Annotated in this window: 22 protein-coding genes; 10 read left to right on the top strand and 12 right to left on the bottom strand. The window is 66.4% G+C overall.

What is annotated here, in order from left to right; translation table 11 throughout:
* Positions 1-26: 26 nt before the first annotated feature.
* Positions 27-1,397, bottom strand: coding sequence for a M28 family peptidase (locus C2R25_RS18470; protein WP_103730572.1), 1,371 nt, complete (start codon positions 1,395-1,397; stop codon positions 27-29).
* A 217-nt stretch (positions 1,398-1,614) separates the two neighbouring features.
* Between C2R25_RS18470 and ettA the strand changes: the two genes are divergently transcribed.
* The 3 genes from ettA (at position 1,615) to C2R25_RS18455 (ending at position 5,201) form a co-directional block, all read left to right on the top strand.
* Complete coding sequence (gene ettA / locus C2R25_RS18465) at positions 1,615-3,294, top strand: energy-dependent translational throttle protein EttA (protein ID WP_103730571.1); 1,680 nt, start codon at positions 1,615-1,617, stop codon at positions 3,292-3,294.
* A gap of 188 nt (positions 3,295-3,482) precedes the next feature.
* The gene (locus C2R25_RS18460) at positions 3,483-4,397 is read left to right on the top strand and encodes an RcnB family protein (RefSeq protein ID WP_103730570.1); all 915 of its coding nucleotides are present in this window, start codon (positions 3,483-3,485) and stop codon (positions 4,395-4,397) included.
* 138 nt (positions 4,398-4,535) lie between these two features.
* Entirely contained in the window at positions 4,536-5,201 is a 666-nt protein-coding gene (locus tag C2R25_RS18455; RefSeq protein ID WP_103730569.1) for a 2OG-Fe(II) oxygenase, read from the top strand.
* 43 nt (positions 5,202-5,244) lie between these two features.
* Here C2R25_RS18455 and C2R25_RS18450 read toward each other — a convergent pair whose 3' ends face one another.
* Genes C2R25_RS18450 through C2R25_RS18440 form a run of 3 tightly spaced genes read right to left on the bottom strand, consistent with a single transcriptional unit; the run spans position 5,245 to position 7,895 of the window.
* Entirely contained in the window at positions 5,245-6,843 is a 1,599-nt protein-coding gene (locus C2R25_RS18450; protein ID WP_103730568.1) for a lysine--tRNA ligase, read from the bottom strand.
* Between the two features lie 51 nt (positions 6,844-6,894).
* Positions 6,895-7,239 (bottom strand): DUF2218 domain-containing protein, encoded by a 345-nt coding sequence (locus C2R25_RS18445; RefSeq protein WP_103730567.1) that lies wholly within the window; start codon positions 7,237-7,239, stop codon positions 6,895-6,897.
* A complete protein-coding gene (locus C2R25_RS18440; protein ID WP_103730566.1) occupies positions 7,236-7,895 on the bottom strand; it encodes a PadR family transcriptional regulator in 660 nt (219 codons plus the stop codon). The genes C2R25_RS18445 and C2R25_RS18440 overlap by 4 nt, the downstream gene beginning before the upstream one ends.
* 143 nt (positions 7,896-8,038) lie before the next feature.
* Between C2R25_RS18440 and C2R25_RS18435 the strand changes: the two genes are divergently transcribed.
* Positions 8,039-10,768, top strand: a complete 2,730-nt coding sequence (locus C2R25_RS18435; RefSeq protein ID WP_103730565.1) for an ATP-dependent DNA helicase — start codon at positions 8,039-8,041, stop codon at positions 10,766-10,768.
* Between the two features lie 36 nt (positions 10,769-10,804).
* A complete protein-coding gene (locus tag C2R25_RS18430) occupies positions 10,805-11,350 on the top strand; it encodes a histidine phosphatase family protein (protein WP_103730564.1) in 546 nt (181 codons plus the stop codon).
* 47 nt (positions 11,351-11,397) lie between these two features.
* Here the strand turns inward: C2R25_RS18430 and trxB are convergent, their stop codons facing one another.
* Positions 11,398-12,372, bottom strand: coding sequence for a thioredoxin-disulfide reductase (gene trxB / locus C2R25_RS18425; RefSeq protein WP_103730563.1), 975 nt, complete (start codon positions 12,370-12,372; stop codon positions 11,398-11,400).
* Positions 12,373-12,543: 171 nt separating this feature from the next.
* Between trxB and C2R25_RS18420 the strand changes: the two genes are divergently transcribed.
* Entirely contained in the window at positions 12,544-13,416 is an 873-nt protein-coding gene (locus C2R25_RS18420; RefSeq protein WP_103730562.1) for an alpha/beta fold hydrolase, read from the top strand.
* 455 nt (positions 13,417-13,871) lie between these two features.
* Here C2R25_RS18420 and C2R25_RS18415 read toward each other — a convergent pair whose 3' ends face one another.
* Positions 13,872-14,654 carry a tyrosine-protein phosphatase gene (locus tag C2R25_RS18415; protein ID WP_103730633.1) on the bottom strand — a complete coding sequence of 261 codons (783 nt, stop codon included), beginning with the start codon at positions 14,652-14,654 and terminating at the stop codon, positions 13,872-13,874.
* 103 nt (positions 14,655-14,757) lie between these two features.
* On the bottom strand, positions 14,758-14,961 hold the full coding sequence (locus tag C2R25_RS18410) for a hypothetical protein (RefSeq protein WP_103730561.1): 204 nt from the start codon (positions 14,959-14,961) through the stop codon (positions 14,758-14,760).
* A gap of 324 nt (positions 14,962-15,285) precedes the next feature.
* Here C2R25_RS18410 and C2R25_RS18405 point away from each other — a divergent pair, with 324 nt between their 5' ends.
* The 4 genes from C2R25_RS18405 (at position 15,286) to C2R25_RS18390 (ending at position 17,824) form a co-directional block, all read left to right on the top strand.
* On the top strand, positions 15,286-15,666 hold the full coding sequence (locus C2R25_RS18405) for a winged helix-turn-helix domain-containing protein (protein ID WP_103730560.1): 381 nt from the start codon (positions 15,286-15,288) through the stop codon (positions 15,664-15,666).
* Between the two features lie 65 nt (positions 15,667-15,731).
* The gene (gene modA, locus C2R25_RS18400) at positions 15,732-16,505 is read left to right on the top strand and encodes a molybdate ABC transporter substrate-binding protein (RefSeq protein ID WP_233204138.1); all 774 of its coding nucleotides are present in this window, start codon (positions 15,732-15,734) and stop codon (positions 16,503-16,505) included.
* Between the two features lie 10 nt (positions 16,506-16,515).
* On the top strand, positions 16,516-17,217 hold the full coding sequence (gene modB, locus C2R25_RS18395) for a molybdate ABC transporter permease subunit (RefSeq protein WP_103730559.1): 702 nt from the start codon (positions 16,516-16,518) through the stop codon (positions 17,215-17,217).
* Positions 17,207-17,824 carry an ATP-binding cassette domain-containing protein gene (locus C2R25_RS18390; RefSeq protein ID WP_103730558.1) on the top strand — a complete coding sequence of 206 codons (618 nt, stop codon included), beginning with the start codon at positions 17,207-17,209 and terminating at the stop codon, positions 17,822-17,824. The genes modB and C2R25_RS18390 overlap by 11 nt, the downstream gene beginning before the upstream one ends.
* On the opposite strand, the gene C2R25_RS18385 is transcribed toward C2R25_RS18390, so the two are convergent.
* The 5 genes from C2R25_RS18385 to C2R25_RS18365 form a co-directional block, all read right to left on the bottom strand.
* Positions 17,821-18,141, bottom strand: a complete 321-nt coding sequence (locus C2R25_RS18385; RefSeq protein ID WP_103730557.1) for a 2Fe-2S iron-sulfur cluster-binding protein — start codon at positions 18,139-18,141, stop codon at positions 17,821-17,823. The two genes, C2R25_RS18390 and C2R25_RS18385, sit on opposite strands and share 4 nt — an antisense overlap.
* A 9-nt stretch (positions 18,142-18,150) precedes the next feature.
* Positions 18,151-19,359, bottom strand: a complete 1,209-nt coding sequence (locus C2R25_RS18380; RefSeq protein ID WP_103730631.1) for a cytochrome P450 — start codon at positions 19,357-19,359, stop codon at positions 18,151-18,153.
* A gap of 138 nt (positions 19,360-19,497) precedes the next feature.
* Positions 19,498-20,655 carry an isovaleryl-CoA dehydrogenase gene (locus C2R25_RS18375; protein WP_103730556.1) on the bottom strand — a complete coding sequence of 386 codons (1,158 nt, stop codon included), beginning with the start codon at positions 20,653-20,655 and terminating at the stop codon, positions 19,498-19,500.
* 100 nt (positions 20,656-20,755) lie between these two features.
* Entirely contained in the window at positions 20,756-22,243 is a 1,488-nt protein-coding gene (locus C2R25_RS18370; protein WP_103730630.1) for an MFS transporter, read from the bottom strand.
* A gap of 183 nt (positions 22,244-22,426) precedes the next feature.
* On the bottom strand, positions 22,427-23,488 hold the full coding sequence (locus C2R25_RS18365) for a LacI family DNA-binding transcriptional regulator (RefSeq protein ID WP_103730555.1): 1,062 nt from the start codon (positions 23,486-23,488) through the stop codon (positions 22,427-22,429).
* Positions 23,489-23,548 lie beyond the last annotated feature (60 nt).

Here is a 23,548-nt window from a genome sequence, read left to right as displayed (position 1 = left end):
CGGAGCGCCGGGGAAAACGATCCGGCCTACTGCGCCGACGACGGCGCCTTGCCGATCACGCCGGGCGTATTTGCCACGACCTTGAGCACGGCCGTCCAGGCATCGACGTTCTGCTGCAGGGCTGCGGGGTCGACCTTGTCCAGGGTGTCGTCCGGCGTGTGATGCAGGTCGAAGTAGTGCGTCCCGTCCTGGCCGAGATCGATCACGGCCAGATCCTGCGCCTTGATGATGGCGGCGACATCCGCTCCACCGTCGGCCGGGCCCTCGTGCGGCACGATACCCATGGGCCAAAGCGCTGCCGTCACCGCAGCCACGAGCGGCTTGTTTTCAGGCGCCGCCGCGAACTTGACCTGCCAAACGCGGTCGGCGCCGAAGTCGCTTTCCATCGCAAGGGCATGAGGCTCGGTGCCATGGACCTTCGCATAATGATCGCCGCCGCCACCGCCGCCCACACCCATTTCCTCGTTCCCGGACCAGAGCACGCGGATCGTGCGCAGGGCCTGACCGTCTTTCTGCGCAGCAAGGGCCGCCGCAGTGATGATCCCGCAGCCTGAAGCGTCATCCACCGCACCGGTGCCCAGATCCCAGGAATCCAGATGGCACGCGATGACGATGATCGGCAGCGTCGGGTCCCTTCCGGGCAAGTCCGCGATGACATTGCCCGAGGGCGCATTGGGGAACGGAGCCCCCGTCAGCGTGAGGTCGATCGCGAGCGGCTTGCCGCGCGCCGCGATCCGCGCGACGAGATCGGCATCGGGGTTCGATACCGCGCCCGCCGGGATCGGCTTCACATCGCTCGCGAATACGGTCACGCCGGTGTGCGGGTTGCGGTGGCGGTCCGTGCCGGCCGAGCGGATGACGACGGCCGCCGCGCCCTTGCGGGCGGCTACGCTGGGCCCTTGACGGCGCACTGCGCCATAGGGACCGTACCCCGAGCCATCCTGGGCGGGGCGCATGGCGTGGTCGATGAAGGCGACCTTCCCCTTCAGCGAACCGTCCGGCGCCGCCTCTAGCGCCGCCAGGGTCGGGAAGTAGACGAGTTCGGCCTTCAGCCCGGCCTTGGCCGTGGGCACCGAAAAGCCCAACGCCGTGATCACGAGCGGCTGCGTGTAAGGCGCGGTCAGCGTCGCGCTTTCCGCGCCACGAGTCCAGGTGCGGGTGACGAAGTCCTCGATCCGCACGTTCTGGAAGCCGAGATCCTTCAGCTTCGCCGCGCCCCACTCGCGCGCGGCCTTCTCGGCCGGCGAACCCGCCGGGCGCGGGCCGATCTCGGTCGTCAGGCCTTCGACGATGTCCCAAGCCACGCCGCTGCCCTGCTGCGGGGCCGCAAGTGCGGGAATGGCGGCGGAAAGGGCGACTGCGGCGAGGGTCGCGCGAGCGGTTCGGAGTGTGTTCATGCAAGAGGTGCTACCGGAGCAACAAGTAGCTGCCAAGCTTTGATGAAGGTCCGGATTGTCCGCCGGGACGCGGCTTGCAACCGGTGAGCTGCAGCGGGAAATCCGGGTCGGTCGCCCGCACCCCACGCGGTGCCCCCTCACCCTTGGCAACTCCGGCTCGCGCCTGTAGAGCGACGACCAACTTCCACGTACTCGAATTTCCATCCAGAGGAACCCGATGGCCGCCCAATACGCCTATGTCATGAAGGGCATGACCAAGACCTTCCCGGCAGCCCAGAAGCCGGTACTCAGCAACATCAGCCTCCAGTTCTACCAGGGCGCCAAGATCGGCATCGTCGGCCCCAACGGCGCCGGCAAGTCGACCCTGATGAAGATCATGGCCGGCATCGACACCGACTTCACCGGCGAAGCCTGGGCAGGTGAGAACATCACCGTTGGCTACCTGCCGCAGGAGCCGCAGCTCGATCCCAGCAAGACCGTACTTGAGAACGTCAAGGACGGCGCGCGCGAGATCGCGGACAAGCTCGATCGCTTCAACGAAATCTCGATGATCATGGGCGATCCGCCGGCGGACGTCGATTTCGACGCGCTCATGGAGGAGATGGGCACGCTTCAGGACCAGATCGACGCGGTCGACGGCTGGTCGCTCGACAACCAGCTTGAAGTCGCGATGGAAGCGCTGCGCTGCCCTCCGGGCGACTGGGAAGTCGAAAGCCTTTCGGGCGGTGAGAAGCGCCGCATCGCGCTGACCCGCCTCCTCATCCAGAAGCCCGACATCCTGCTGCTGGACGAACCAACCAACCACCTTGACGCCGAAAGCGTGAACTGGCTGGAAAACCACCTCAAGGAATACCACGGCGCGGTGCTGATGATCACCCACGACCGCTACTTCCTCGACAATGTGGTGGGCTGGATTCTGGAGCTCGACCGCGGAAAGTACTTCCCCTACGAGGGCAACTATTCGACCTACCTCGAGAAGAAGGCAAAGCGCCTGGCGCAGGAGGACCGCGAGGCGTCCGGCCGTCAGAAGGCGATCAACGACGAACTCGAGTGGATCCGCGCCGGAACCAAGGGCCGCCAGACCAAGTCCAAGGCCCGTATCAAGAAGTTCGAGGAACTGGTGGCCGCGCAGGACAACCGCAAGCCCGGCTCGGCGCAGATCGTCATCCAAGTTCCCGAGCGTCTTGGCGGCAAGGTCATCGAGGCGAAGAACATCTCCAAGGCCTTCGGCGACAAGCTGCTGTTCGAGGACCTCTCGTTCATCCTCCCGCCGGGCGGCATCGTCGGGGTCATCGGCCCCAACGGCGCGGGCAAGTCGACCCTGTTCAAGCTCATCACCGGCCAGGAGACGCCGGACTCGGGCGAGATCGAGATCGGTTCGACCGTCCACCTCGGCTACGTTGACCAGAACCGCGATCACCTGGACGGATCCAACAACGTCTGGGAGGAGATCTCGGACAAGCTGGACTACATGAAGGTCAACGGTCACGACATGTCGACCCGCGCCTACGTGGGTGCGTTTAACTTCAAGGGTCAGGACCAGCAGAAGAACGTCGGCAAGCTGTCGGGTGGTGAGCGCAACCGCGTTCACCTCGCCAAGATGCTCAAGCAGGGCGGCAACGTACTGCTGCTTGACGAACCGACCAACGACCTCGACGTCGAGACGCTGGCGGCGCTGGAAGAGGCGATCGAGAACTTCGCTGGCTGCGCCGTGGTCATCAGCCACGACCGCTTCTTCCTCGATCGTCTCGCAACGCACATCCTGGCGTTCGAAGGCGACAGCCATGTCGAGTGGTTCGAAGGTAACTTCGCCGCGTACGAAGAGGACAAGCGTCGTCGCCTGGGTGACGCAGCGGATCGTCCGACCCGTCTCGCGTATAAGAAACTCACCCGCTGATCCTCGCCTCAAGCGAAACGATAGTGAGCCGTCGTCCGGATGCGGACGGCGGCTCATTCATTTTCAGCAATCCAACGCTGAACGGGAGGCTACGAGACGGTTCACCTATGCGACAGCGCGAGAGTGCTAGAAACATTTCACGATGAGCCGCGATCGCCGTCCGGCAATTCGGTTTGGAGAACCGGAACATGGCAAAGATTAACAGGAAGACAGGAGCGATGCTCACCGCCGCCGCGATGGCGCTTGCGGTGACCAGCTTCGCTCCCCCCAGCTTCGCGCAGCGCGATGATCGGGGCGGCGCGCGTGCGGAACGCCCGCAGCGCGGCGGCGGCTTCGGCGAGCGACGCAGCGCACCGCCGCAACGGGCGCAGCCTGCACAGCGCCCTCAGCCTGCACAGCGCCCTCAGCGGGCGCAGCAGCCGCAGCGCATTTTCCAGGCACCGCGGGAGAACGCGCGTGTCGATCTGGGGACGCAGCTTCGCCAGGCACGCGAGCGCGAGCAGCGGCAGGTGCAGGTGCAACGCCCGAACGACCCGCGCGGCAGCTGGCAGAGCGGCCGGCCCGGGGGCGACCGCAGTCAGCGTCCGGACCGCGGCAATGATGGCCGCGACCGAGGACCGTCCTGGCGGGCGGATAATGATCGTCGCCAAGACGGCGATCGCAACCGCAATCCCGCCTGGCGCGCAGATAACGACCGACGCGACAATGACCGCTGGCGGGACAACGACCGACGCGACAATGACTCGCGGGGCAACGAGCGCTGGCGCAACAGCGACGGCGGTCGCTATCAGGCCTGGAACCGCAACGACTGGCGGCGTGACAACCGGTACGACTGGCAGCGCTACCGCGACCGCAATCGCGGCATCTACCGGCCGGGCCGCTACTACGCGCCCTACAGCGGCTACGCCTATCGACGGGTGAGCATCGGCTTCTCTCTCGGCTCGATGTTCTACGGCAACCGCTACTGGATCAACGATCCGTGGCAGTACCGCCTGCCGCCGGTCTATGGCCCCTACCGTTGGATCCGTTACTACGACGACGTCATGCTGGTGGACATCTACAGCGGCCAGGTGGTCGACGTGATTTACGATTTCTTCTGGTAAGACGAGACCGCCACTGATGCCCTGATCGAACTCCCGGAGGATGCCTCCGGGAGTTTTCCTTTGACTTACCCCATGCCGCCCGGCCGATAGCTGTAGCAGGCATTGATCCCGCCCAAGATCCGGATACTCTGCGGCGTCATGGCGACTGCCGTTCATCCTGACCGAAAGGCCCTTGCCCGGATCGGCGCGACTGTTCGCGAGCGTCTCTCGCTCCAGCCGCTTGCCCGCCGCCTGCCGGAGGAACGGGCGGAGATCTATGCGATCGATAACTTTCTTCCCGCCGCCACCTGCGCCCGTCTCATCGCCCTGATCGATGCGGTGGCCACTCCGTCAAGCCTCGTCGAGCAGGACCTCTGGCCGGATTACCGAACGAGCTACTCGGGCGATATCGACGCCGGTGCTCTCTGTGTGCGCCGGCTTGAAAGGAAGCTTTCGGCCATCACCGGCATCGCCGCCACCTGGGGCGAGGCCGCGCAGGGTCAGCGATACACCTGCGGCCAGTTCTTCAATGAGCATTGCGACTGGTTCGATACCGACGCCAGCTACTGGCGCCAGGAACGGCGCTGCGGCGGGCAGCGCAGCTGGACTGCGATGGTCTACCTCAACGCGGTCGATGAAGGCGGCACCACGGATTTTACGCGGGTCGCGCTGAGCATTCCGCCCCGGACCGGCACGCTGCTCTTGTGGAACAACGCCCAGCCGGATGGCACGCCGAATCCGTGGACGATGCACGCCGCGCGACCGGTGCTGCGCGGCGTGAAGTACGTCGTCACAAAATGGTTTCGAACCCGGCTCTGGCAGTAGCGAGGCCGTCCCGTCACCCGGCTCGCGCCGGGCGGCGCGGGGTTCAGGCAGCCAGAGCCTCGGCGATGAGCTTGCGCGTTTCCGCCACCCCATAAAGCGCGATAAAGCTTCCCATGCGCGGCCCCTGCGGTGAGCCCAGCAGCGTCTCGTAGAGCGCCTTGAACCAGTCGCGCAGGCTTTCGAAGCCGTAGGTCTCGTTCTTGCCGATTTCGTAGACGATGTTCTGCAGTTCCTCCGCGGAGGCTTCATCACCGAGAGCGGCAAGCTTGTCATCGAGTTCCCGCAACGCAGCCACTTCGCCGCCAAGGGGAGCACGACGCTGCAGCGTGGGTGCGATGAAGTCCCGGTTGGTGGCGAGCGCGGCCCGCACCATCTCGGCAAGATCGGGATGGGCTTCGGGACTGGCATCGGCCACGTAGTTGCCGAGGTAGGACCAGACCTGCTCCGCCGTGGCATCGGCGCCGAGCACACCGACGAGGTTGAGCAGCAGCGAGAATGTGACCGGCACGGTATCGCCCGCGCCTTCTTCGTCGCCGTTTGCGCGCAGCAGGTGCCACACCGGGTTGCCCAGCTGCTTGTCGAGCGGCTGCCCTGCAAGGTTGCCGCGGAATTGCCAGTACTCGTCGACCGCCTTGGGGATCACGCCCACGTGGAGCTGCTTGGCGCTCTTGGGCTCACGGAAGAGGTAGAAGCCGAGCGATTCCTCGGTGCCGTACGTCAGCCACTGCTCGATGGTCAGACCATTGCCTTTGGACTTGGAGATCTTCTCCCCGTTCTCGTCCAGAAACAGCTCGTAGATCAGGCCCTCGGGCTTGCGACCGCCGAGGATCTGCACGATCTTGCCGGACTGCGTGACCGAGTCCGTAAGGTCCTTGCCGCACATCTCGTAGTCGACGCCCAGCGCGTACCAGCGCATGGCCCAGTCGACCTTCCACTGGAGCTTCGCTTTGCCCCCGAAGGCCGATTGCTCAACGACGGTGCCGTCCTCGTCAGTGAAGCGGATGAGGCCGGTGGCGGGATCGAGCACTTCGACCGGAACCTGCAGCACGACGCCCGTAGTGGGCGAGACGGGCAACACGGGCGAGTACGTCTTGCGGCGTTCTTCGCGCAGGGTCGGCAGCATGACGTCGAGGATGGCCTGGTTGCATTCCAGCACCCGGGTCAGTGCGGCGTCGAATTGGCCCGAATTGTACCGGTCGCTCGCCGAGACGAATTCGTAGTCGAAGCCGAAACGGTCGAGGAAGTCGCGCAGCATCGCATTGTTGTGATGAGCGAAGCTCTCGTGCGTGCCGAAAGGATCCGGAATGCGGCTGAGAGGCTTTCCAAGATTGGCCGCCAGCACATCCGCGTTGGGGATGTTGTCGGGCACCTTGCGCAGCCCGTCCATGTCATCGGAAAAGGCGACCAGACGCGTGGGCGCGCCGCCGGTCAGCGCTTCGTAGGCCCGGCGCACGAGGGTGGTGCGAAGTACCTCCTGGAAGGTGCCGATATGGGGAAGCCCCGAGGGGCCATACCCCGTTTCGAACAGCACGGGTGCGCCGTTCGGTTTGCCCTGCGGATAACGCTTGAGCAGCTTCTGGGCCTCCTGGAAGGGCCAGGCCTTGGACACACGTGCGGCTTCGATCAGGGCATTGTCAGTCATGCGGCGCTAATTGGCGAAATGCGCGACTTTCGCAAGGCCGGAGTCGCCGCCTTATCGCCCTCCTGCGGGAAGCGAGCGGAACCGGCGCTCCGCTCGCCCTGATTTCAGTTTCCGCCAGGTCCAGTTGTACTCCAGCGGCGCTTCCCGGAAGGCGAAGCGGTCGATGTGAGTGGCGACCACGTCGGTCAGGCGCTGCACCGCCTCGCGCTCTTCCCCGGTGATGGTGATGGCGATGCTCTCGCCATCGGCGGCCATGGTGCAGACCGCGTTGGGGAAAGTCACGGTTCCCACGTCCCCATCGACCTGCGTTTCCAGCTTGTGGCTCCAGTGCTTGCAGAGCTGGCGGACGTATTTCCCGCCGTTTTCAGTCTTCACAGTGGCTTCGATAGTGTTCACGTCTCGATCCTTTCGATCGTGCGGGTCGCGTCGTCGATCACATCGGCGACCTTGAGTATGAAATCCCGGTCGGTGCCTTCCTGCGACAGCCGGTCGAAAACGGCGGTCTTGAGCGCATGGAACGCACGGCGGACAGGCGCGGGGTCGATGCGGTCCCGCTGCTCCAGCAGGGCGGAAAGTCGGCTCTTGAGTTCAGCGATGCTGCTTTCCTGTTCCCGTACCCTGGCTATGCCCCGCTCCGTGGCGGCGAACGCCTTGCTGCGACTGGCTTCGTCCGCAGCCGGAGCAATGAGGCCCGTTTCCTCCATGAAGATCAAAGCAGGATAAACCACCCCGGGACTGGGAGCGTATTCTCCACCCGAAAGCGCCTCGACCTCCCGGATGAGTTCGTAGCCATGGCGGGGAGCTTCGACGATCAGGGCGAGCATCAGGAGCTGCAGTTCCGCCTGGTCGAACAGGCGCTTGCGCCGCCCACCACCGCGCGCGCCTCCGCCACCGAAGCCACCGCCGTCCGGGCCCATGCCCCAGCCGCGGCCGCCGCCGCCGGGGAAACCTTTGGCGAAGACGCCACCGCCGGCGTGGCGCCGCGAACCATCCCGGCCATGCCGGGCGCCGCGTTCGGCGCGGTCTGCGTCAATACACTTCATATCGTTCATCACTTCTCATCTGGTCTGATAACTCCAAGATATATCTTGATAGAAAGGCGGCAAGCCGGAAAAGTGTATCAGATGGTAATCTTTCTGGTGAACGGGGGCTCGATCCCGTTCCAAATCGTCTGTCGCATCCCTAAGACCGGACCATGGCTGCATTGCCCCTTCCCGCCCTACACGCCAGTCATGGCGGCTGCTGGCTGCGTGAGCAGGACCTGACGGGCAGTGGCACCAGACCGATCTCCAAGGGCGATGCGGTCATGGCGGCAGCCGATACGCCTCTTCTCATCCTCAACGCCCCGCTTCTGGCGACGCGCCTGGGCTATCCCGATCTGTCCGGGCTCGATCTGCTGGAGCTATACGCCTTCGTGCACCCGGCGCGCTTCGTCGTGCCCACGCCCAAGGGTCTGGCTCACGCGCTCAATCTGGAGGAGCCGCAGGGCGATGCGGACGTGCCGCGCCTGTTGCAGGAGGCAGCCGGTGCCCTGCTCGACATGTGCGGCAATCCCGAATGGCCGGAACGCGAAGGTGCCTGGACTGCACTGCAATCGCTGATCCGGATGCGCTGGCCTTGGGCCACGCTGCTGACGGGGCGGATCCAGCGTCCGTCACAGGCGGAGCGGTGGCTGTTCGCCCGGCTGCCCGAGTGGGAGGAAACGCCGGAGGCTCCACAGCCGCGTCAGGTCGTCCTCAGCGAGGAGGAGGTGCTGGAACGGCTGACGCGGCTTACCGGATCAACCGCCGAACAGCGCTCCGGCCAGCGTGCCTATGCCGTGGAGGCGGCGAACGCCTTTGCGCCGCGCGAACGCGCCGGACGACCGCATGTCCTGCTTGCCCAGGCCGGCACGGGTATCGGCAAGACGCTGGGCTATCTCGCGCCCACCTCGCTCTGGACCGAAAAGGCGGGCGGCACCGTCTGGGTCTCCACTTACACCAAGGCACTGCAGCGCCAGCTCCGGCATGAGAGCCGCCGCGCCTGGCCGGAGCACCGGGCCGACGGCACCCGGCCGGTGGTGGTGCGCAAAGGGCGGGAAAATTACCTGTGCCTGCTCAACCTTGAAGATGCGCTGCAAGGCGGTTTTTCCGGGCGCGCCGCCGTGCTGGCGCAGCTCGTGGCGCGGTGGGCCGCCTATTCACGCGATGGCGACATGATCGGCGGCGACTTGCCCGGCTGGCTGGGAACGCTTTTTCGCCAGCGCGGCATCGCGGCCCTCACTGACAGGCGCGGCGAATGCGTCTATGCGGGCTGCCCGCACTACCGCAAATGCTTCATCGAACGCGCGGCCCGCGCCAGCGTCGGCGCCGACCTCGTCATCGGGAACCATGCCCTCGTGATGGTCAACGCCGCGCGGGGACGCGATCCTGCATCACGCCCGACCCGCATCGTCTTCGACGAGGGCCACCACGTTTTCGATGCCGCCGATTCCACCTTCGCCGCCGCGCTGAGCGGAGCCGAGGCGATTGAACTGCGCCGCTGGGTGATCGGGCCTGAAAAGGCTTCGAAGGGCCGCCGCCGGGGCCTGTCCGCCCGCCTCGCCGATATCGCCAGCTACGACGAGGCCGGGGCGCAGGCGATCACCGCCGCACGCGCCGCAGCCGAGGCGCTGCCCGGCGACGGCTGGATGCAGCGCATCCTCGAGAACGCTGCCTCCGGCCCGCTGGAGGAACTGCTCGCGGCGGTGCGGGCCACGGTCTACGCCCGGGATGAAAGCGGGGGGCAGGAGGCCGGCTATGGCCTGGAGACGGAAGCCGCCGGTCTGGACGGCGCCTTCGTCGAGATCGCCCAGGCCGCGCGGATGGCGCTCGCTGAACTGCGCCAGCCGCTGATCCGTCTCGGCATGAGACTGGAAGCGCTGTTGGAGGAGCCGCCGGACTGGCTCGACAGTCCAGGCCGCGCCCGCATCGAGGGCGCACGCCATTCGCTGACCTGGCGTGTCGAGACTCTGGCAGCGTGGGAATCGCTGCTCGATCGGCTCGGTGGCCCGGCCGATCCCGAATACGTGGACTGGCTGGCGGTCGATCGCTCGGAAGCGCGGGAGTTCGACATTGGTATTCACCGGCGCTGGCTCGATCCGATGAAGCCCTTCGCCAAGGTCGTCCTCGAACCCGCACACGGCGTTGTGATGACGTCGGCGACGCTTCGCGACGGGGAGGACTGGACGAAAGCAATCGCACGGTCAGGCACGCCGACCATCGATGTCGCGCCGCGCCTGTCCATCCATCAGAGCCCGTTCGATTACGCCAGTCAGGCGGAAGTTCTGATTGTCACGGACGTGCCCAAGGGGGACATCCCCGCCCTGTCGGCGGCTTTCGGGCGCCTGATCGAGGCGTCGGGCGGCGGCGCGCTCGGGCTGTTCACGGCGATCCGCCGCCTGCGCGCCGTTCACGGCCGCATCGCCGATCGCCTCGCCCGCGGAGGCTTGCCGCTCTACGCCCAGCATGTCGATCCCATCGACACGGGCACGCTCGTGGACATCTTCCGCGACGATCCCGCGGCCTCTCTGCTCGGCACCGATGCGCTGAGGGACGGTGTGGACGTTCCCGGGCATTCGCTGCGGCTTGTCGTCATGGAGCAGGTGCCCTGGCCTCGGCCGACGATCCTGCACCGCGCCCGGCGCCTCGCCAACGGCGGCAGCGTCTATGACGACACCCTGATCCGGGCGAAGCTGGCGCAGGCCTTCGGTCGCCTGATCCGCAGCCGCGACGATCACGGCCATTTCGTCGTCCTCTCCCCCGCTTTCCCGTCACGCCTGCTCTCCGCCTTTCCGGCGGGCACGCCAATTCGGAGAGTCTCGCTGGACGAGGCTTTACAGCGCGTGGCCGATCATGCTTCAGGGGCCACGGCCGAGACGATCGAGGCTTCAGACCCACCGAACTGATCCGCCGTATCCGACACCCTGTCCAAGAGTTCGCCCATGAAAACGCTCGGTATCTTCCGTCACGCCAAATCGGACTGGACCGACGCGCGCCTGCGGGACTTCGATCGCCCGCTGAACACGCGGGGGAGGGCCGGCGCGGGCCTGATGGGCAAGCATATCCGCGAACACGCAGTCGGCTGGAAGCGCATCCTCGCCTCACCGGCAGTCCGCGTCACGCAGACGATCGAACTCGCCGGCGAGGCGGCCGGTGAAACGCCGCCGATCACGTGGGATCGGCGCATCTATCTCGCCAGTTCGGCAACACTGATCGACGTTCTGCGCGAACAGGATTCCGATCCGCGCACGATCCTTCTTGTGGGGCACAACCCAGGGCTGGAGGATCTGATCTTCGATCTCGTGCCGGACGACGGCAGCAGCCCGCTGCGCGATGTGGTGGAGGACAAGTTCCCCACCGCGGCCTACGCGGTCATCGAACTGGACATCGAGAACTGGGCGGACCTGCGCGACGGCACCGGCCGGCTTGTCCATCTTGTGCGCCCGCGTGACCTAGACCCTTCGCTGGGTCCAAGCCTCACCGACTGAGCCGCACGGCAAAAGGGGGAAACGCCGGCTCCCCCCCTCCGTTCTCTTCAGCCCTGCACCGTTTCCGTGATGCCGGCCAGGTGCAGCTTTTCCGCCAGGTAGCGCTCGGCGTCGAGCGCAGCCATGCAGCCAGCGCCAGCGGCGGTGATCGCCTGCCGATAGACGTGATCCGAAACGTCGCCCGCCGCGAAAACCCCGGGGATGTCAGTCTTGGGCGTGCCCGGCTCTACGATCAGGTAACCGGTTTCGTCCATGGCGAGCTTGCCCTTGAAGAGTTCAGTCGCAGGCGCGTGACCGATGGCGACGAAGGCGCCGTCGGTCAGCAGTTCGCTCTCTTCTCCGGTCTGCGTGTCGGTCAGGGCCACAGCGCGGAGCGCCCCGTCCTCTCCCGCCACGAAGCGATCGACGCGCTTGTTCCAGACGGTCTTGATCTTGGGATGGGCAAACAGGCGATCCTGCAGGATCTTCTCCGACCGCAGCGAATCGCGGCGGTGGATCAGCACGACCTCGGTCGCGTGGTTGGTGAGGTAGAGCGCTTCCTCGACCGCGGTGTTGCCGCCGCCGATGACCACCACCTTCTTGCCGCGATAGAAGAAACCGTCGCAGGTGGCGCAGGCGGAAACGCCCCGGCCCGAAAGCTCCTGTTCGCCCGGGACGCCGAGCCACTTGGCCTGCGCGCCCGTGGCGATGACGAGCGTGTCGCCTTCATAGGTGTCGCCGGAATCGCCCTGCGCGACGAAGACGTCGCCGCTGAGGTCCACATTGGTGATCGTGTCCCACATCATGCGCGTGCCGACATGCTCGGCCTGGGCCTGCATCTCCTGCATCAGCCAGGGCCCCTGGATGACCTCGCGGAAGCCGGGATAGTTCTCGACGTCGGTGGTGATGGTCAGCTGGCCACCCGGCTGCAGGCCCTGCACGACGATCGGCTCCATTCCGGCGCGCGCACCGTAGATGGCGGCGGAAAGTCCGGCCGGGCCGGAACCGATGATGAGCATGCGGGTCTTGTGCGTGGTCGCCATTAAACTGTCTCCGGCGTGAATTCCTTGGCCCGCGAGATAGGGTCTCGCGCATGGGTTTGCCAAGCACGCGCGGCGCAAGCTTTTATTTCATCCCCGCAAATTGCAGGACGGCACGCGGGATCGCCACGACACATTGACCTGCGCGCAGCCGCCCCCCATCCATCGGGAATGATGAGTCAGCTTGGCCCCACTTCGAACCGCTTCGTCTCCCAGCGCCTGCGCCTTCACTATGTGGACTGGGGCAATCCCGAGGCGCCGCCGCTGATCCTGCAGCACGGCGGGCGCGATCACTGCCGCAGCTGGGACTGGGTGGCCGAGGAGCTGCGGCACGACTGGCATGTGATCTGCCCCGACCTGCGCGGTCATGGCGACAGCGAATGGTCGCCCGAAGGACACTACGGCATGGACGCCTTTGTCTATGACTTCGCCCAACTCGTGCATACGCTGGGGCGGGACCAGGTGACGGTCGTCGCGCACTCGCTGGGAGGCAACATCGCCACGCGTTTTACCGGCCTCTACCCGGAGAAGGTGGCGAAGTTCGTCAATATCGAGGGCCTGGGCCCACCGCCCGCCATGCGGCGCGAACAGGAAGCCCGGGGCGCGGGAGAGAGGCTGCGTCAGTGGATCGAGGAGAAGCGCAAGGCGTCTGGCCGCACCGTGCGCAAATACGCTTCGCTGCGCGACGCATACCAGCGGATGAAGGAGGAGAACGGCTTCCTCACGGACGCGCAGGCGCGCCACCTCACGATCCACGGCGCGACACGCAACGAGGATGGCACCTGGAGCTGGAAGTTCGACAACTACCTGAACGTCTGGACCACGTCGGACCTGCCGACCGACCAGATCATCGCGCTGTGGGAGGCAATCACGTGCCCGGTGCTTTTGCTGTGGGGCAAAGACAGCTTCGCCAACAGCCCGGCAGGCGACGGCCGGATGGACCACTTCCCGACTGCACAACTGATCGAATACGAGAACGCCGGCCATTGGCTGCACCACGACCAGTTCGACCGCTTCATAGCCGATGTGAAGGGATTCCTTGCCTGACCGCCGGTACGCTGCGGACGCGCGGAAACGCCCGCTGGCGAATGCGGGCTTTACGCCTTGGGGGGAAACGCGAGGCAAAATCGGGCCGGCGTCGGGGCGTCCCTGCTGGAACGCGGGGAGGGAGACTGTCGTGCGAACGGCCGGGTAGCAGTCAGGACAGCCCGGCGCGACCCTGTGACGGAGACGGTTCGGACAGGCCGTGCGAGTTCGCAAGACAGGGCTGTGTCCGCTTTCGTGGGAAGCTGCCTTCACGCAGAAGGCTACCGATTGCACGAAAGTTGGGGTGGAGGGGCCGCTGTGCCGCCCGTCCAGTGAACCGCTCCGGGAGGACGCTCGTGGCGTGGTCCACGGCTTTACACCCGCGCACCGCCCGCGACGCCGACCCGAGACACCTTGGCGGACGAGGCCCCGTCCGCCGCAGATGATGAGGCTTGTAACCTAATAGGTTAAAGTTGTCAATCTTCCGTCAGAGCGGCACGCAGCCGTTCCCGTCCGGCTGCGTCGAGACCCAGCTCCCGCTCAAGATAAGTATCGCGGCTTCCGTACCGTTCATCAATGGCCGCCCAGGCGCTTTCAAGGTACGCCGCTTCAACGCCCATCAGGACGCGCAGAACCGCCTCGTCCAGCGGTCCGGTGATCGCACGAACCGTCGCCGCGCCCGATGCGATGCGGGCCTCCACGTCGCCAGCCGTGTTCGTCAGGAGGTAATCGGCAAGGATGTCGTCCGGGTGAACGCCGATCGCGGCGTGAAGCAGCGCCACCGCGATGCCCGTGCGGTCCTTGCCCGCCATGCAGTTGACCAGGCTCGGGCCCTGCCCCTCCCCCAGCACCGCGAACCAGTTCCGGATCATGACCTGCAGTTCCGGGCGGAAGACTATGCGGGCGTAATTGCGGGCAAGGCTATCGCGCGTGGACTGAACCGTCCGGCCGCGAAGCCCCTTTGAGGCCGCGACATGCGGCGCGTGGCGTGTCTCGGGATCTGCGCAGAGGACGACGTGTGCGCTAAACTCCGGCGGCCGACGGCAGGGATGGCCGGCACGCTCACGCGAGGACCGCAGGTCGAAGACGCTGGCAAGGTCGAGGGCGGCTATACGGTCAAGATCGGTATCGGTGGCGGCGTGGTGCTGGCCCGAGCGCCAGACCATGCGGCGCCTCATGCGCCCTCCGCCGCTGAGGGAATAGCCACCCGCGTCGCGGAAGTTGTGGACTCCTTCGAGGGAGAGGACGCGTTCGCTCATCATGGATCCCTTGCCCTGTGCGGAAGACTGCCGGGGGCAGGCTGCGGCTGCGCGCGCCCTTCCCCTGCGCTTCGTCACATCGCCAGCGCGAACACGGGCCGGGTCATCCGAGCAGGAAATACCCCAGCGCGCCCCAGCACACCACGCAAAGAAGAACCGCCATGGCCAGCCCGCGGCCGTCGTGTTCCTGCTCATGGTCGCGGCGCTGTGCGGCATAGACGCCGCCGGCCGGACGACGCGCGGCCCAGTCCGAAGAACCTTTGCCAAGTCCTTGTAGTCTAACGATATTGTCGTTCGCCACCTTCATAGGCCATCCTCTTACCTACCGGGCGATACCACAGGCTTCCCGTGCATCAGCCGCCCTTCTCCCGATCGCTGTGCCTTTGCGGCGTCAGGCGATCTTTCTTTCCCATCCCTTCGTATATCGAAAACGGCGGCATTGTTCCAGAGTGTGGTCCGACCACCGGGGCTTCTGACTGATGCGGTTCCGCCGTCCGGAGACCGGCGAACCGCCGCGTTGCGCGGGGTGGCGGAACGCCGCTGGGGAAAACCCTTAACCCTTATAGCCAGCCTGACATACGCCATCGGTCCTGGGGTTGGCGGGGCAATGGCCGCGCTCTAGATTCGCACGATGACTGACGCGCGCCGCCTGAAGATCAAGATTCAGATCCATTCCGGCGAGGAAATCGCGATGGGGCCGGGCAAGGCCGACCTGCTCGATGCCATCCGCAAACACGGGTCCATCTCGGCTGCCGGCCGCGCCATGGGCATGAGCTACCGGCGTGCCTGGCTGCTCGTGGACACGATGAACCGCTGCTGGGACACCCCCCTGGTCCAGACCGCCCCCGGACGTTCCGCGATGAGCGGCGCGCACTTGACGGCGCAAGGGGAGAGCGTCCTCGCACACTACCGCGCCTTGCAGGCAGGGGTGGCGCGGTCAGCCCATGGTCCGCACTACGATGCACTCGCGGCTTGCCTCCTTCCCTGCCCGCGTACCTCGCAGAAGGGGTGAACGCGCCCCTTGCCTGCCGCGCCGTGCAGTATACTGTAGGATACAGTACCCTACCGGAGATCCTGATGCATAAGTTCGTGGCCAGCATGATGGCGGCGCTGACCTTCCTCGCCGCCACGGCCGCGACAGCCGCGCCATCGCGCAAGGAGCCGGCGCTGGTGCTGGCGGCGGCCAGCCTGCAGGAATCGATGAACGCGGCCGCCGACGCCTGGGCGCGCAAGGGCCACCCTCGCCCGCGCATCTCCTTCGCCGCCTCCTCGGCCCTTGCACGGCAGGTCGCGGGAGGCGCCCGGGCCGACCTGTTCGTCTCGGCCGACGAGCAATGGATGAACCACCTGCAGGCGCGCAACCTCCTGCGGCGCGGCACTCGGGTCTCGTTCCTGCGCAACACGCTCGTCCTCATCGCGCCAAGGGCAAGCGCCGTGCGGCTGCGCATAGGTCCCGGCATGGCTCTGGCCCGCGCGCTCGGCAAGGGGCGGCTGGCGATTGCCGGTCCCGGCGGCGTTCCTGCCGGTCTCTACGCGAAGGAGGCGCTGACGCGGCTGGGGGTCTGGGCCTCGGTCGTGGATCGACTGGCCCCGGCCGAAAGCGTGCGCGGGGCGCTGGCGCTGGTCGATCGCGGCGCGGCGCCGCTGGGGATCGTCTACGCCACGGACGCGCGCGCCGACAGCCGCGTGCGCGTGGTCGGCACTTTCCCGGCAAGCAGCCACTCACCGATCAGCTACCCCGTCGCCACCCTTTCCAGGTCCCGCAACCCGGAGGGCGAGGCGTTCCGCCGCTACCTCGTCTCGGCACAGGGCAAGTCCCTGTTCCGCCGGTTCGGCTTCGGCACGCACTAAGCCGCCGCCGATGGCCCCGCTTTCGTCCGCAGAATGGGAGGTGCTTCTCCTTTCCCTGAAGGTGAGCGCCGTTGCCATGGCCGCCGCTCTGCCGATCGCCTTTGCGCTCGCCTGGGTGCTCGCCCGCTGGCGCTTTCCCGGCAAGGTGCTGATCGACGCGCTTGTCCATCTGCCGCTCGTGCTGCCGCCGGTGGTGACGGGCTGGCTGCTGCTCATCGCGCTCGGTCCGGATGCCGCGGCGGGTGCCTTTCTGGAGCGGACCCTAGGCCTTGCCTTCCTGTTCCGGTGGACAGGCGCAGCGCTTGCAGCCGGGATCATGGCGCTGCCCCTGATGGTGCGCGCGATGCGGCTTTCGCTGGAGGGCGTCGATCGCCGGCTGGAGAGTGCCGCCCGCACGCTCGGCGCCGGTCCCTGGCGCGCTTTCGCGACCGTCACGCTGCCACTCTGCGTCAACGGCATACTGGCCGCGCTGGTGCTGGGGTTCGCGCGCTCAGTGGGCGAGTTCGGCGCGACGATCACCTTCGCCTCCAACATCCCCGGCGAGACGCAGACCCTTCCCCTTGCGATCTACAGCGCCCTGCAGATCCCGGGGTCCGACATGCAGGTCGCGCGGCTGGCGATGCTCTCCGTCGGCCTCTCGCTTATGGCGCTGGTGCTGTCGGAGGGGCTCGCGCGGCGCAGCGGGCAGGAAAAGGGCCGCCATGTCCTTTGACATCGCCATAACTCTTGCGCGAGGCGACCGGCGGCTTGATTACGCCTTCACCGCCGGCCCCGGTCTTACCGCCTTGTTCGGACCTTCGGGAGCGGGCAAGACGACCCTGCTGGATGCGGTAGCCGGCCTCCTGCGCCCGAGGCGGGGCCGCATCGCCGTCGCCGGAACCCCGCTGTTCGATGCCGCCGCGCGGATCGACCTCCCTGCCGAGCACCGCCGCTGCGGCTACGTGTTCCAGGACCTGCGGCTGTTCCCGCACCGCAGCGTCCGCCGAAACCTGGCATACGGACTGAGGCCGGGAGCGGGGCTGGACTGGGACCACACGCTCGACCTCCTCGGCATAACCGGCCTGCTCGATCGCATGCCCGCCACGTTATCGGGCGGTGAGGCGCAGCGCGTGGCGATCGGGCGCGCGCTGCTCTCCGACCCCGCGTTCCTGCTGATGGACGAGCCGCTCGCCTCGGTCGACGGCGCGCGGCGCGAGGAAATCCTGCGGCTCATCGAACGCATCCGGGACGAACTGCGCCTACCGATCCTCTACGTCAGCCACGATCGCTCGGAGGTCGAGCGGCTGGCGCACACCATCGTGCCGGTGCCCGCCGCCTAGCCCTGCGATGCGGGCGTTCGCACCACCAGCCCATCCAGTTCGGGCGTGACGACGATCTGGCAGGAGAGCCGCACGCCGGGATCGTCATCGCCGCTCGCCTCGATCATCGGCTCCTCGATCTCAGTGATATTGCCCGTCACACTGCGCCATTCGGACACGACATAGACCCGGCACGTGCCGCAATAGGCATTGCCGCCGCAGACCGCCTCGATCGCCGCGATGCCACCCGCTACGGCGTTCTCCATAAGCGACAGCCCCGTTGTCGCCTCGATACGCGTTTCGCGGCCATCCACCGCGATGAACGTCACTGCCACCATGCGTCAGCCTCAGGACGGATCACAGGCGACGACCGCCCCGCGCAGTTCGTAGCCCTGGATCTGCGCGTTCCACAGCACCCGCGGCTCGGCCGTGAGGCGGATGCCCGGCAGCCGAAGCAGGCGGTCGAGAAACAACCGCGTCTCATGCAGGGCGACTTGCGCGCCGGGGCAGCGGTGGGGGCCGTCCCCAAAGCTGAGGTATGGCCCTGCCACCTTCATCCGCTTCGCGCGATCGGGGTCGATCTCGAAGGGACAGGGGCCGGTGATCGCCTCGTCCACATTGGCCTCGCGAATGGAGACGCAGGCGGTCTCCCCTTCCGCCAGCGCCATGCCGGCCGGGCCCGCCAGCGGCTCCGCCGCACGGCGGTGGAGCATCGAGGCCACAGGTTCCAGCCGCAGGATCTCCTCCAGGATCGCGATCTGGTCTTCCTCGCTGCCGGAAAGGAAACGCTCGCGCAGGGGCTGCTTTTCAAACAGGTGCCACGCCGCCATCACGATGAACTCGCGCGTGGTCATCATGCCTGCCCCGCCGTAGCTGAGGCATTCCATGATCATCCCCTTCCGGGAATAGTCCGCCTGTACCATGTGAGTGATCACGTCGTCGCGCGGCTGATGCCGGCGGGCGGCGACGGCGGGCGCCAGGTCATGCTTCCAGAAGCGCCCGACGTGGACCAGCATTCTTGCGTTGAACAGCAATCCGTTGAAGAATCCGGGCTTGCGAGTGATCGAGGATTCGAGCACGGCCTTGACCCGCCTTGCGAGATTGGCGTTGCTGTCGCTGTTGGTCAGCCCGACGATTTCCGCCGCGACATCCACCGCCATCTGCCAGCTCAGTTCATCGAGGGGTGCGGAACCCCTCTCCTGAAGCTTGGCGACGATCGTATCCATCGTGCGATCCATCACCGCCCGGTGGCGCGTCGCGATGGTCCGGGGAGCGAAGAGCCCCGCCACCGCAGCGCGGCGCTTGCGGTGAACATCCCCGTCGAGGAAGAAGAACGAGATTTCGTCCGGCCTGCTGAGATCCACTACCTCGGCACTCGCCCCCGCCTGACGCACCCTGGTAGAACGCAATATCTCGCGCGAGGCGGCGAAGGAACGGATGATGCGGGCGCCGTCCGCCGGTTTCAGATTGGCCTCGGCGATTCGGGCGCTCTTCCGGTCGTCTCGTCCGCTGTGCGCGGGGCATGCAGGCGCGGCAGCCTGTGCAGTGGTCGTCATCGTCATGGCTCTCCCGTGCCGTCCGAATATGATCCATGGTATCTCATTGAACGGCGCAGGCAAAGAAAAAGCATGGTCGGCGTCTACGGCTCGACCATGCTTTGGCGTGTCGCTTGCAGCGTCAGGCGCGCGGCTGCCTCAGGCGGCGCCGATCAGTTCCCGACCGATGAGCATACGGCGGATCTCGTTCGTTCCGGCGCCGATGTCGAGCAGCTTGGCGTCACGCAAGTAGCGCTCCACCGGCCAGTCCTTCGTGTAACCCGCGCCGCCCAGCGCCTGGACAGCTTCCCCCGAGACGCGAAAGGCGTTCTCGCTCGCCAGCAGGATCGCGCCCGCTGCGTCAAAGCGGGTGGTCTGCCCCGCGTCGCAGGCACGAGCGACCGCATAGACGTAGGCGCGCGCCGACTGCAGCGCGACGTACATGTCCGCCACTTTCGCCTGCATCAACTGGAAAGCCCCGATCGGCTTGCCGAACTGCTTCCTCTCCCGCAGATAGGGGATGACGGTGTCGAGGCAAGCCTGCATGATGCCGAGCTGCAAGCCCGCCAGCACGACGCGCTCGTAGTCGAGACCGCTCATAAGCACGCCCACGCCGCCATGCAGCGGACCCATGACGTTCTCTTCCGGCAGGAAACAGTCGTCAAACACCAGCTCGCAGGTGGGCGAACCGCGCATGCCCATCTTGTCGATCTTCTGCCCGATGGAGAAACCCGGCGTGTCCTTCTCAACGAGGAAGGCGGTGATCCCCTTCGATCCTTCTCCGGTCTTGGCGTAGACCACGAGCGTGTCGGCGCAAGTGCCGTTGGTGATCCAGAACTTGGTGCCGTTGAGCCGGAAGCCGCCCCCGACCGCATCGGCGCGCAGCTTCATGCCGACAACGTCGGATCCGGCTCCGACCTCCGACATGGCAAGGCTGCCCACATGTTCGCCCGAGATAAGCTTGGGCAGGTAACGCGCCTTCTGTTCCTCGTTGCCCCACCGGCGGATCTGGTTGACGCACAGGTTGGAGTGGGCACCATAGGACAATCCGACCGAAGCAGAGGCGCGGCTGACTTCCTCGACGGCGATGACATGCTCGAGGTAGCCGAGGCCGATACCGCCCCAGTCTTCCTCGACGGTGATGCCGTGCAGGCCCAGTTCGCCCATTTCGGGCCAGAGTTCACGGGGGAACCAGTCCTCCGCATCGGCCCGAGCGGCAAGGGGAGCGATGCGTTCGTCGGCGAAGCGGGCAACGGTTTCGCGAATCATCTGCGCGCTCTCACCGAGAGCGAAATCAAAATCCGGGGTGGCGCGCATGGGTCCTCTCCTCTTGCTTGTGCCTGTTCGGCCCTCCTCTAGGGCAACATCGATGCTTCGCGAAGGTTTATTATTTCGCGTCGTCGCTCACTTCTATCGCTCAGTCCGGCATGGCGATCCGGAAGGAGGCAAGCGCGGCGACGAGAAGAGTGCCTGCCGCAAAAGCCATCGTCCAGATCGGCTCGCCGGGGAAGAACGCCTTCATGATCGAGCCCATGACCGTCGCCACCAGAAGTTGCGGCAGCACCACGAAGACGTTGAAGAGGCCCATGTAGATGCCCAGCTTGGACTGCGGCAGGCTGCTCGCCAGGATCGCGTAGGGCATCGCCAGGATGGAGGCCCAGGCCACGCCGATGCCAAGCTCGCACAGGATGAGCGCCGTGGGATCACGCAGGATCATGAACCCGGCGAACCCCGCAGCCCCCGCGACCAGGCAGAGCGCGTGCGTCCTCGCTTTTCCGATCCGCGCCGACAGCATGGGCAGCACGGCCAGCGCGGCAATGGCCGCGACACCGTTGTAGACGGAAAACAGCACGCCCACCCAGTTGCCCGCCTCCTGATAGGCGGCACTTGCCGGGTCGGCCGAGCCGAAGTGGTACTGAGCGACGACGGGCGTGGTGTTGATCCACATGATGAACAGCGCGGACCAGCTGAAGAACTGCACGAACGCGAGCCGCTTCATCAGCGGCGGCATACCGGAGAAATCGCCGACGATCCCGGCCAGCATCGACGTGCTGCGCCCCGCCCGCGCCATGCGGATCGCCAGCCCGGTCGCGATGCCGTATCCGGCGAGGAGCGCGGCCAGGAGGTAGACCTCCTTCTCCAGCGCCCATGCCCAGACGGCCAGCGCAACAAGACTGCCCGCCACGATCCACGGCAGCCCGCTCAGGATGTTGCGCCGGGCCAGAGCTCCGGCGGTGTCCGCCGCTCCGTCATCCTCCGCCTGCCCGAACGCGGCCATTTCCTGCGGGGAGTACTCCCTCGTGGAAACCACCGTCCACACGACCGCCAGAAGCAGCGCCAGGCCGCCGGCCCAGAAACTGTAGCGCACCGTATCGGGAATCTCGCCGAGCGCGGCGGCATTCGAAATGCCGAAGTGCTCCAGCGCATAGGGGAAGAGCGAACCGACGACGGCGCCCGCACCGATGAAGGCGGTCTGCACCGCGTAGCCCGCCGTGTGCTGGTCGCGACGCAGCATATCGCCGACGAAGGCGCGAAACGGCTCCATCGAGACGTTGAGGCTGGCATCCAGCATCCACAGCAGCAGCGCGGCCATGAGCAGCCCCCCGCTTGCCGGCATCCCGATGAGCGCGATCGTCGCCAGAATAGCGCCCGCAAGGAAGTAAGGCCGCCGCCGCCCCAGCCGGCCCAGCCAGGTCCGGTCGGACATATGCCCGACGATCGGCTGCACCAGCAACCCGGTCAGCGGCGCGGCGACCCAGAGCGCCGGAAGATCGTCGATGCTGGAGCCCAGCGACTGGAAGACCCGGCTCATGTTGGCGTTCTGCAACGCGAAGCCGATCTGGATGCCGAAGAAGCCGAAGCTGATGTTCCACAGCCCTGCCCAGCCCTGCCGGGGCTTGTCCATCATGGCGTCCTTCATCGCATTCCTTCCCAGATCCCCCGCCGGACCAGATCTCCTGACGGCGTGCCTTTGGACCGGGCGCGCTGCCGCCTGCCGGTCAGTCCGTCGGACTTGCACGCCGCCTTGTCGGTCACAACATGCATACGAATGCCATGGCACCGCACGGCCGCCCTCGGTGCCTTCCGCTCAGGTCGGGGCACCCGACCCTGCGGTGCTGCGGCGGACGACAAGATGGGCGGGCAGCGTCCGGGACACCGCCTCTCCGCTTTCGATCTGGGAGGCCAGCGTCTCTACCAGCACGGCCCCTGCCCGCTTGATATCCTGCATCATCGTGGTGAGCGGCGGGTTCGTCATGCTCGCGGCGGGGAGATCGTCGAAGCCCATGACCGCCACGTCGCCCGGGATCGACAGCCCTGCCTCGGCAAGGGCGCGCATGGCGCCGATGCCGATCAGGTCGCTGGCGGCGAACACGGCGTCGAAGGGCACGCCTTCCTCAATGAGGGCGCGCATCGCTTCGCGGCCCATCTCCTCAAGGTTGACGACGTCGCGCTGGAGCCGGGGGTCGACTGCGATACCGTTGGCGATCATCGCCTCGCACAGGCCGCGGTAGCGCTTGGCAAATTCGGGATAATGTTCGTCCGCCTGCCCGAGAAAGACGATGCGCCTCCGCCCGAGCCCGAGAAGATGCTCCCCCGCAAGACGCCCGGCGCCCAGGTTGTCCGACCCGATCGTCACGCCCGTCTCGTCCCGAGGGCTGCCCTGGTCCACGCTTCCCCAGCGCACGAAATGCGTGCCCTGCCGCACAAGCTGCCGCAGCCGGCTTTCGTAGAGCTTGTAATCGCCATAGCCCAGCAGGATCAGCCCGTCCGCCCGGTGGCTGTCCTGGTAACGCACGTGCCAGTCGTCCTCCAGCTTCTGGAAGGAGATCAGAAGATCGAGGCCGCGGTTGGCGCATTCGCGGGTGATGGCCCCGAGCATGGCCAGGAAAAAGGGGTTGATCTTCGAATCGTCGGGCGACTGCTCCTCGAAGAAAAGCAGGGCGATGGTGTTCGACCGCTGCGAGCGCAGCGAGGATGCGTTCTTGTCTACCGAGTAGTTCAGCTCCCGCGCGATCGCCTCGATCCGCGCGCGTGTCGCGGCGCTGACGGATTTGCTCCCCCGCAACGCCCGGCTCACCGTCGGCTGCGAAACTCCGGCGCGATAGGCGATATCGAAGCTGGTCGGCCGGTTCGTCGGTTTACGTCCCATTCCTCATCCTCATCCCGTGCGGCACCTTATTGCCACAGAGCCGCGCGAACCCGTTGCAAT

This window comes from Novosphingobium sp. HII-3, assembly GCF_002916655.1.
Taxonomy (GTDB): Bacteria; Pseudomonadota; Alphaproteobacteria; order Sphingomonadales; family Sphingomonadaceae; genus Novosphingobium; species Novosphingobium panipatense.
Note: the sequence above shows the minus strand (reverse complement) of the source record. Positions and strands in the feature narration are given on the sequence as shown.

Bases quoted from the DNA above. Each gene is read 5' to 3' on its own strand.
- C2R25_RS18470 (WP_103730572.1), bottom strand. From the start codon at position 1,397: ATGAACACACTCCGAACCGCTCGCGCGACCCTCGCCGCAGTCGCCCTT.
- C2R25_RS18385 (WP_103730557.1), bottom strand. From the start codon at position 18,141: ATGGTGGCAGTGACGTTCATCGCGGTGGATGGCCGCGAAACGCGTATC.
- modB (WP_103730559.1), top strand. From the start codon at position 16,516: ATGGCCCCGCTTTCGTCCGCAGAATGGGAGGTGCTTCTCCTTTCCCTG.
- C2R25_RS18390 (WP_103730558.1), top strand. From the start codon at position 17,207: ATGTCCTTTGACATCGCCATAACTCTTGCGCGAGGCGACCGGCGGCTT.
- C2R25_RS18455 (WP_103730569.1), top strand. From the start codon at position 4,536: ATGGCGACTGCCGTTCATCCTGACCGAAAGGCCCTTGCCCGGATCGGC.
- modA (WP_233204138.1), top strand. From the start codon at position 15,732: ATGCATAAGTTCGTGGCCAGCATGATGGCGGCGCTGACCTTCCTCGCC.
- C2R25_RS18435 (WP_103730565.1), top strand. From the start codon at position 8,039: ATGGCTGCATTGCCCCTTCCCGCCCTACACGCCAGTCATGGCGGCTGC.
- C2R25_RS18405 (WP_103730560.1), top strand. From the start codon at position 15,286: ATGACTGACGCGCGCCGCCTGAAGATCAAGATTCAGATCCATTCCGGC.
- trxB (WP_103730563.1), bottom strand. From the start codon at position 12,372: ATGGCGACCACGCACAAGACCCGCATGCTCATCATCGGTTCCGGCCCG.
- C2R25_RS18460 (WP_103730570.1), top strand. From the start codon at position 3,483: ATGGCAAAGATTAACAGGAAGACAGGAGCGATGCTCACCGCCGCCGCG.
- ettA (WP_103730571.1), top strand. From the start codon at position 1,615: ATGGCCGCCCAATACGCCTATGTCATGAAGGGCATGACCAAGACCTTC.
- C2R25_RS18375 (WP_103730556.1), bottom strand. From the start codon at position 20,655: ATGCGCGCCACCCCGGATTTTGATTTCGCTCTCGGTGAGAGCGCGCAG.
- C2R25_RS18365 (WP_103730555.1), bottom strand. From the start codon at position 23,488: ATGGGACGTAAACCGACGAACCGGCCGACCAGCTTCGATATCGCCTAT.
- C2R25_RS18430 (WP_103730564.1), top strand. From the start codon at position 10,805: ATGAAAACGCTCGGTATCTTCCGTCACGCCAAATCGGACTGGACCGAC.
- C2R25_RS18410 (WP_103730561.1), bottom strand. From the start codon at position 14,961: ATGAAGGTGGCGAACGACAATATCGTTAGACTACAAGGACTTGGCAAA.
- C2R25_RS18380 (WP_103730631.1), bottom strand. From the start codon at position 19,359: ATGACGACCACTGCACAGGCTGCCGCGCCTGCATGCCCCGCGCACAGC.
- C2R25_RS18420 (WP_103730562.1), top strand. From the start codon at position 12,544: ATGAGTCAGCTTGGCCCCACTTCGAACCGCTTCGTCTCCCAGCGCCTG.
- C2R25_RS18415 (WP_103730633.1), bottom strand. From the start codon at position 14,654: ATGAGCGAACGCGTCCTCTCCCTCGAAGGAGTCCACAACTTCCGCGAC.
- C2R25_RS18440 (WP_103730566.1), bottom strand. From the start codon at position 7,895: ATGAACGATATGAAGTGTATTGACGCAGACCGCGCCGAACGCGGCGCC.
- C2R25_RS18450 (WP_103730568.1), bottom strand. From the start codon at position 6,843: ATGACTGACAATGCCCTGATCGAAGCCGCACGTGTGTCCAAGGCCTGG.
- C2R25_RS18370 (WP_103730630.1), bottom strand. From the start codon at position 22,243: ATGGACAAGCCCCGGCAGGGCTGGGCAGGGCTGTGGAACATCAGCTTC.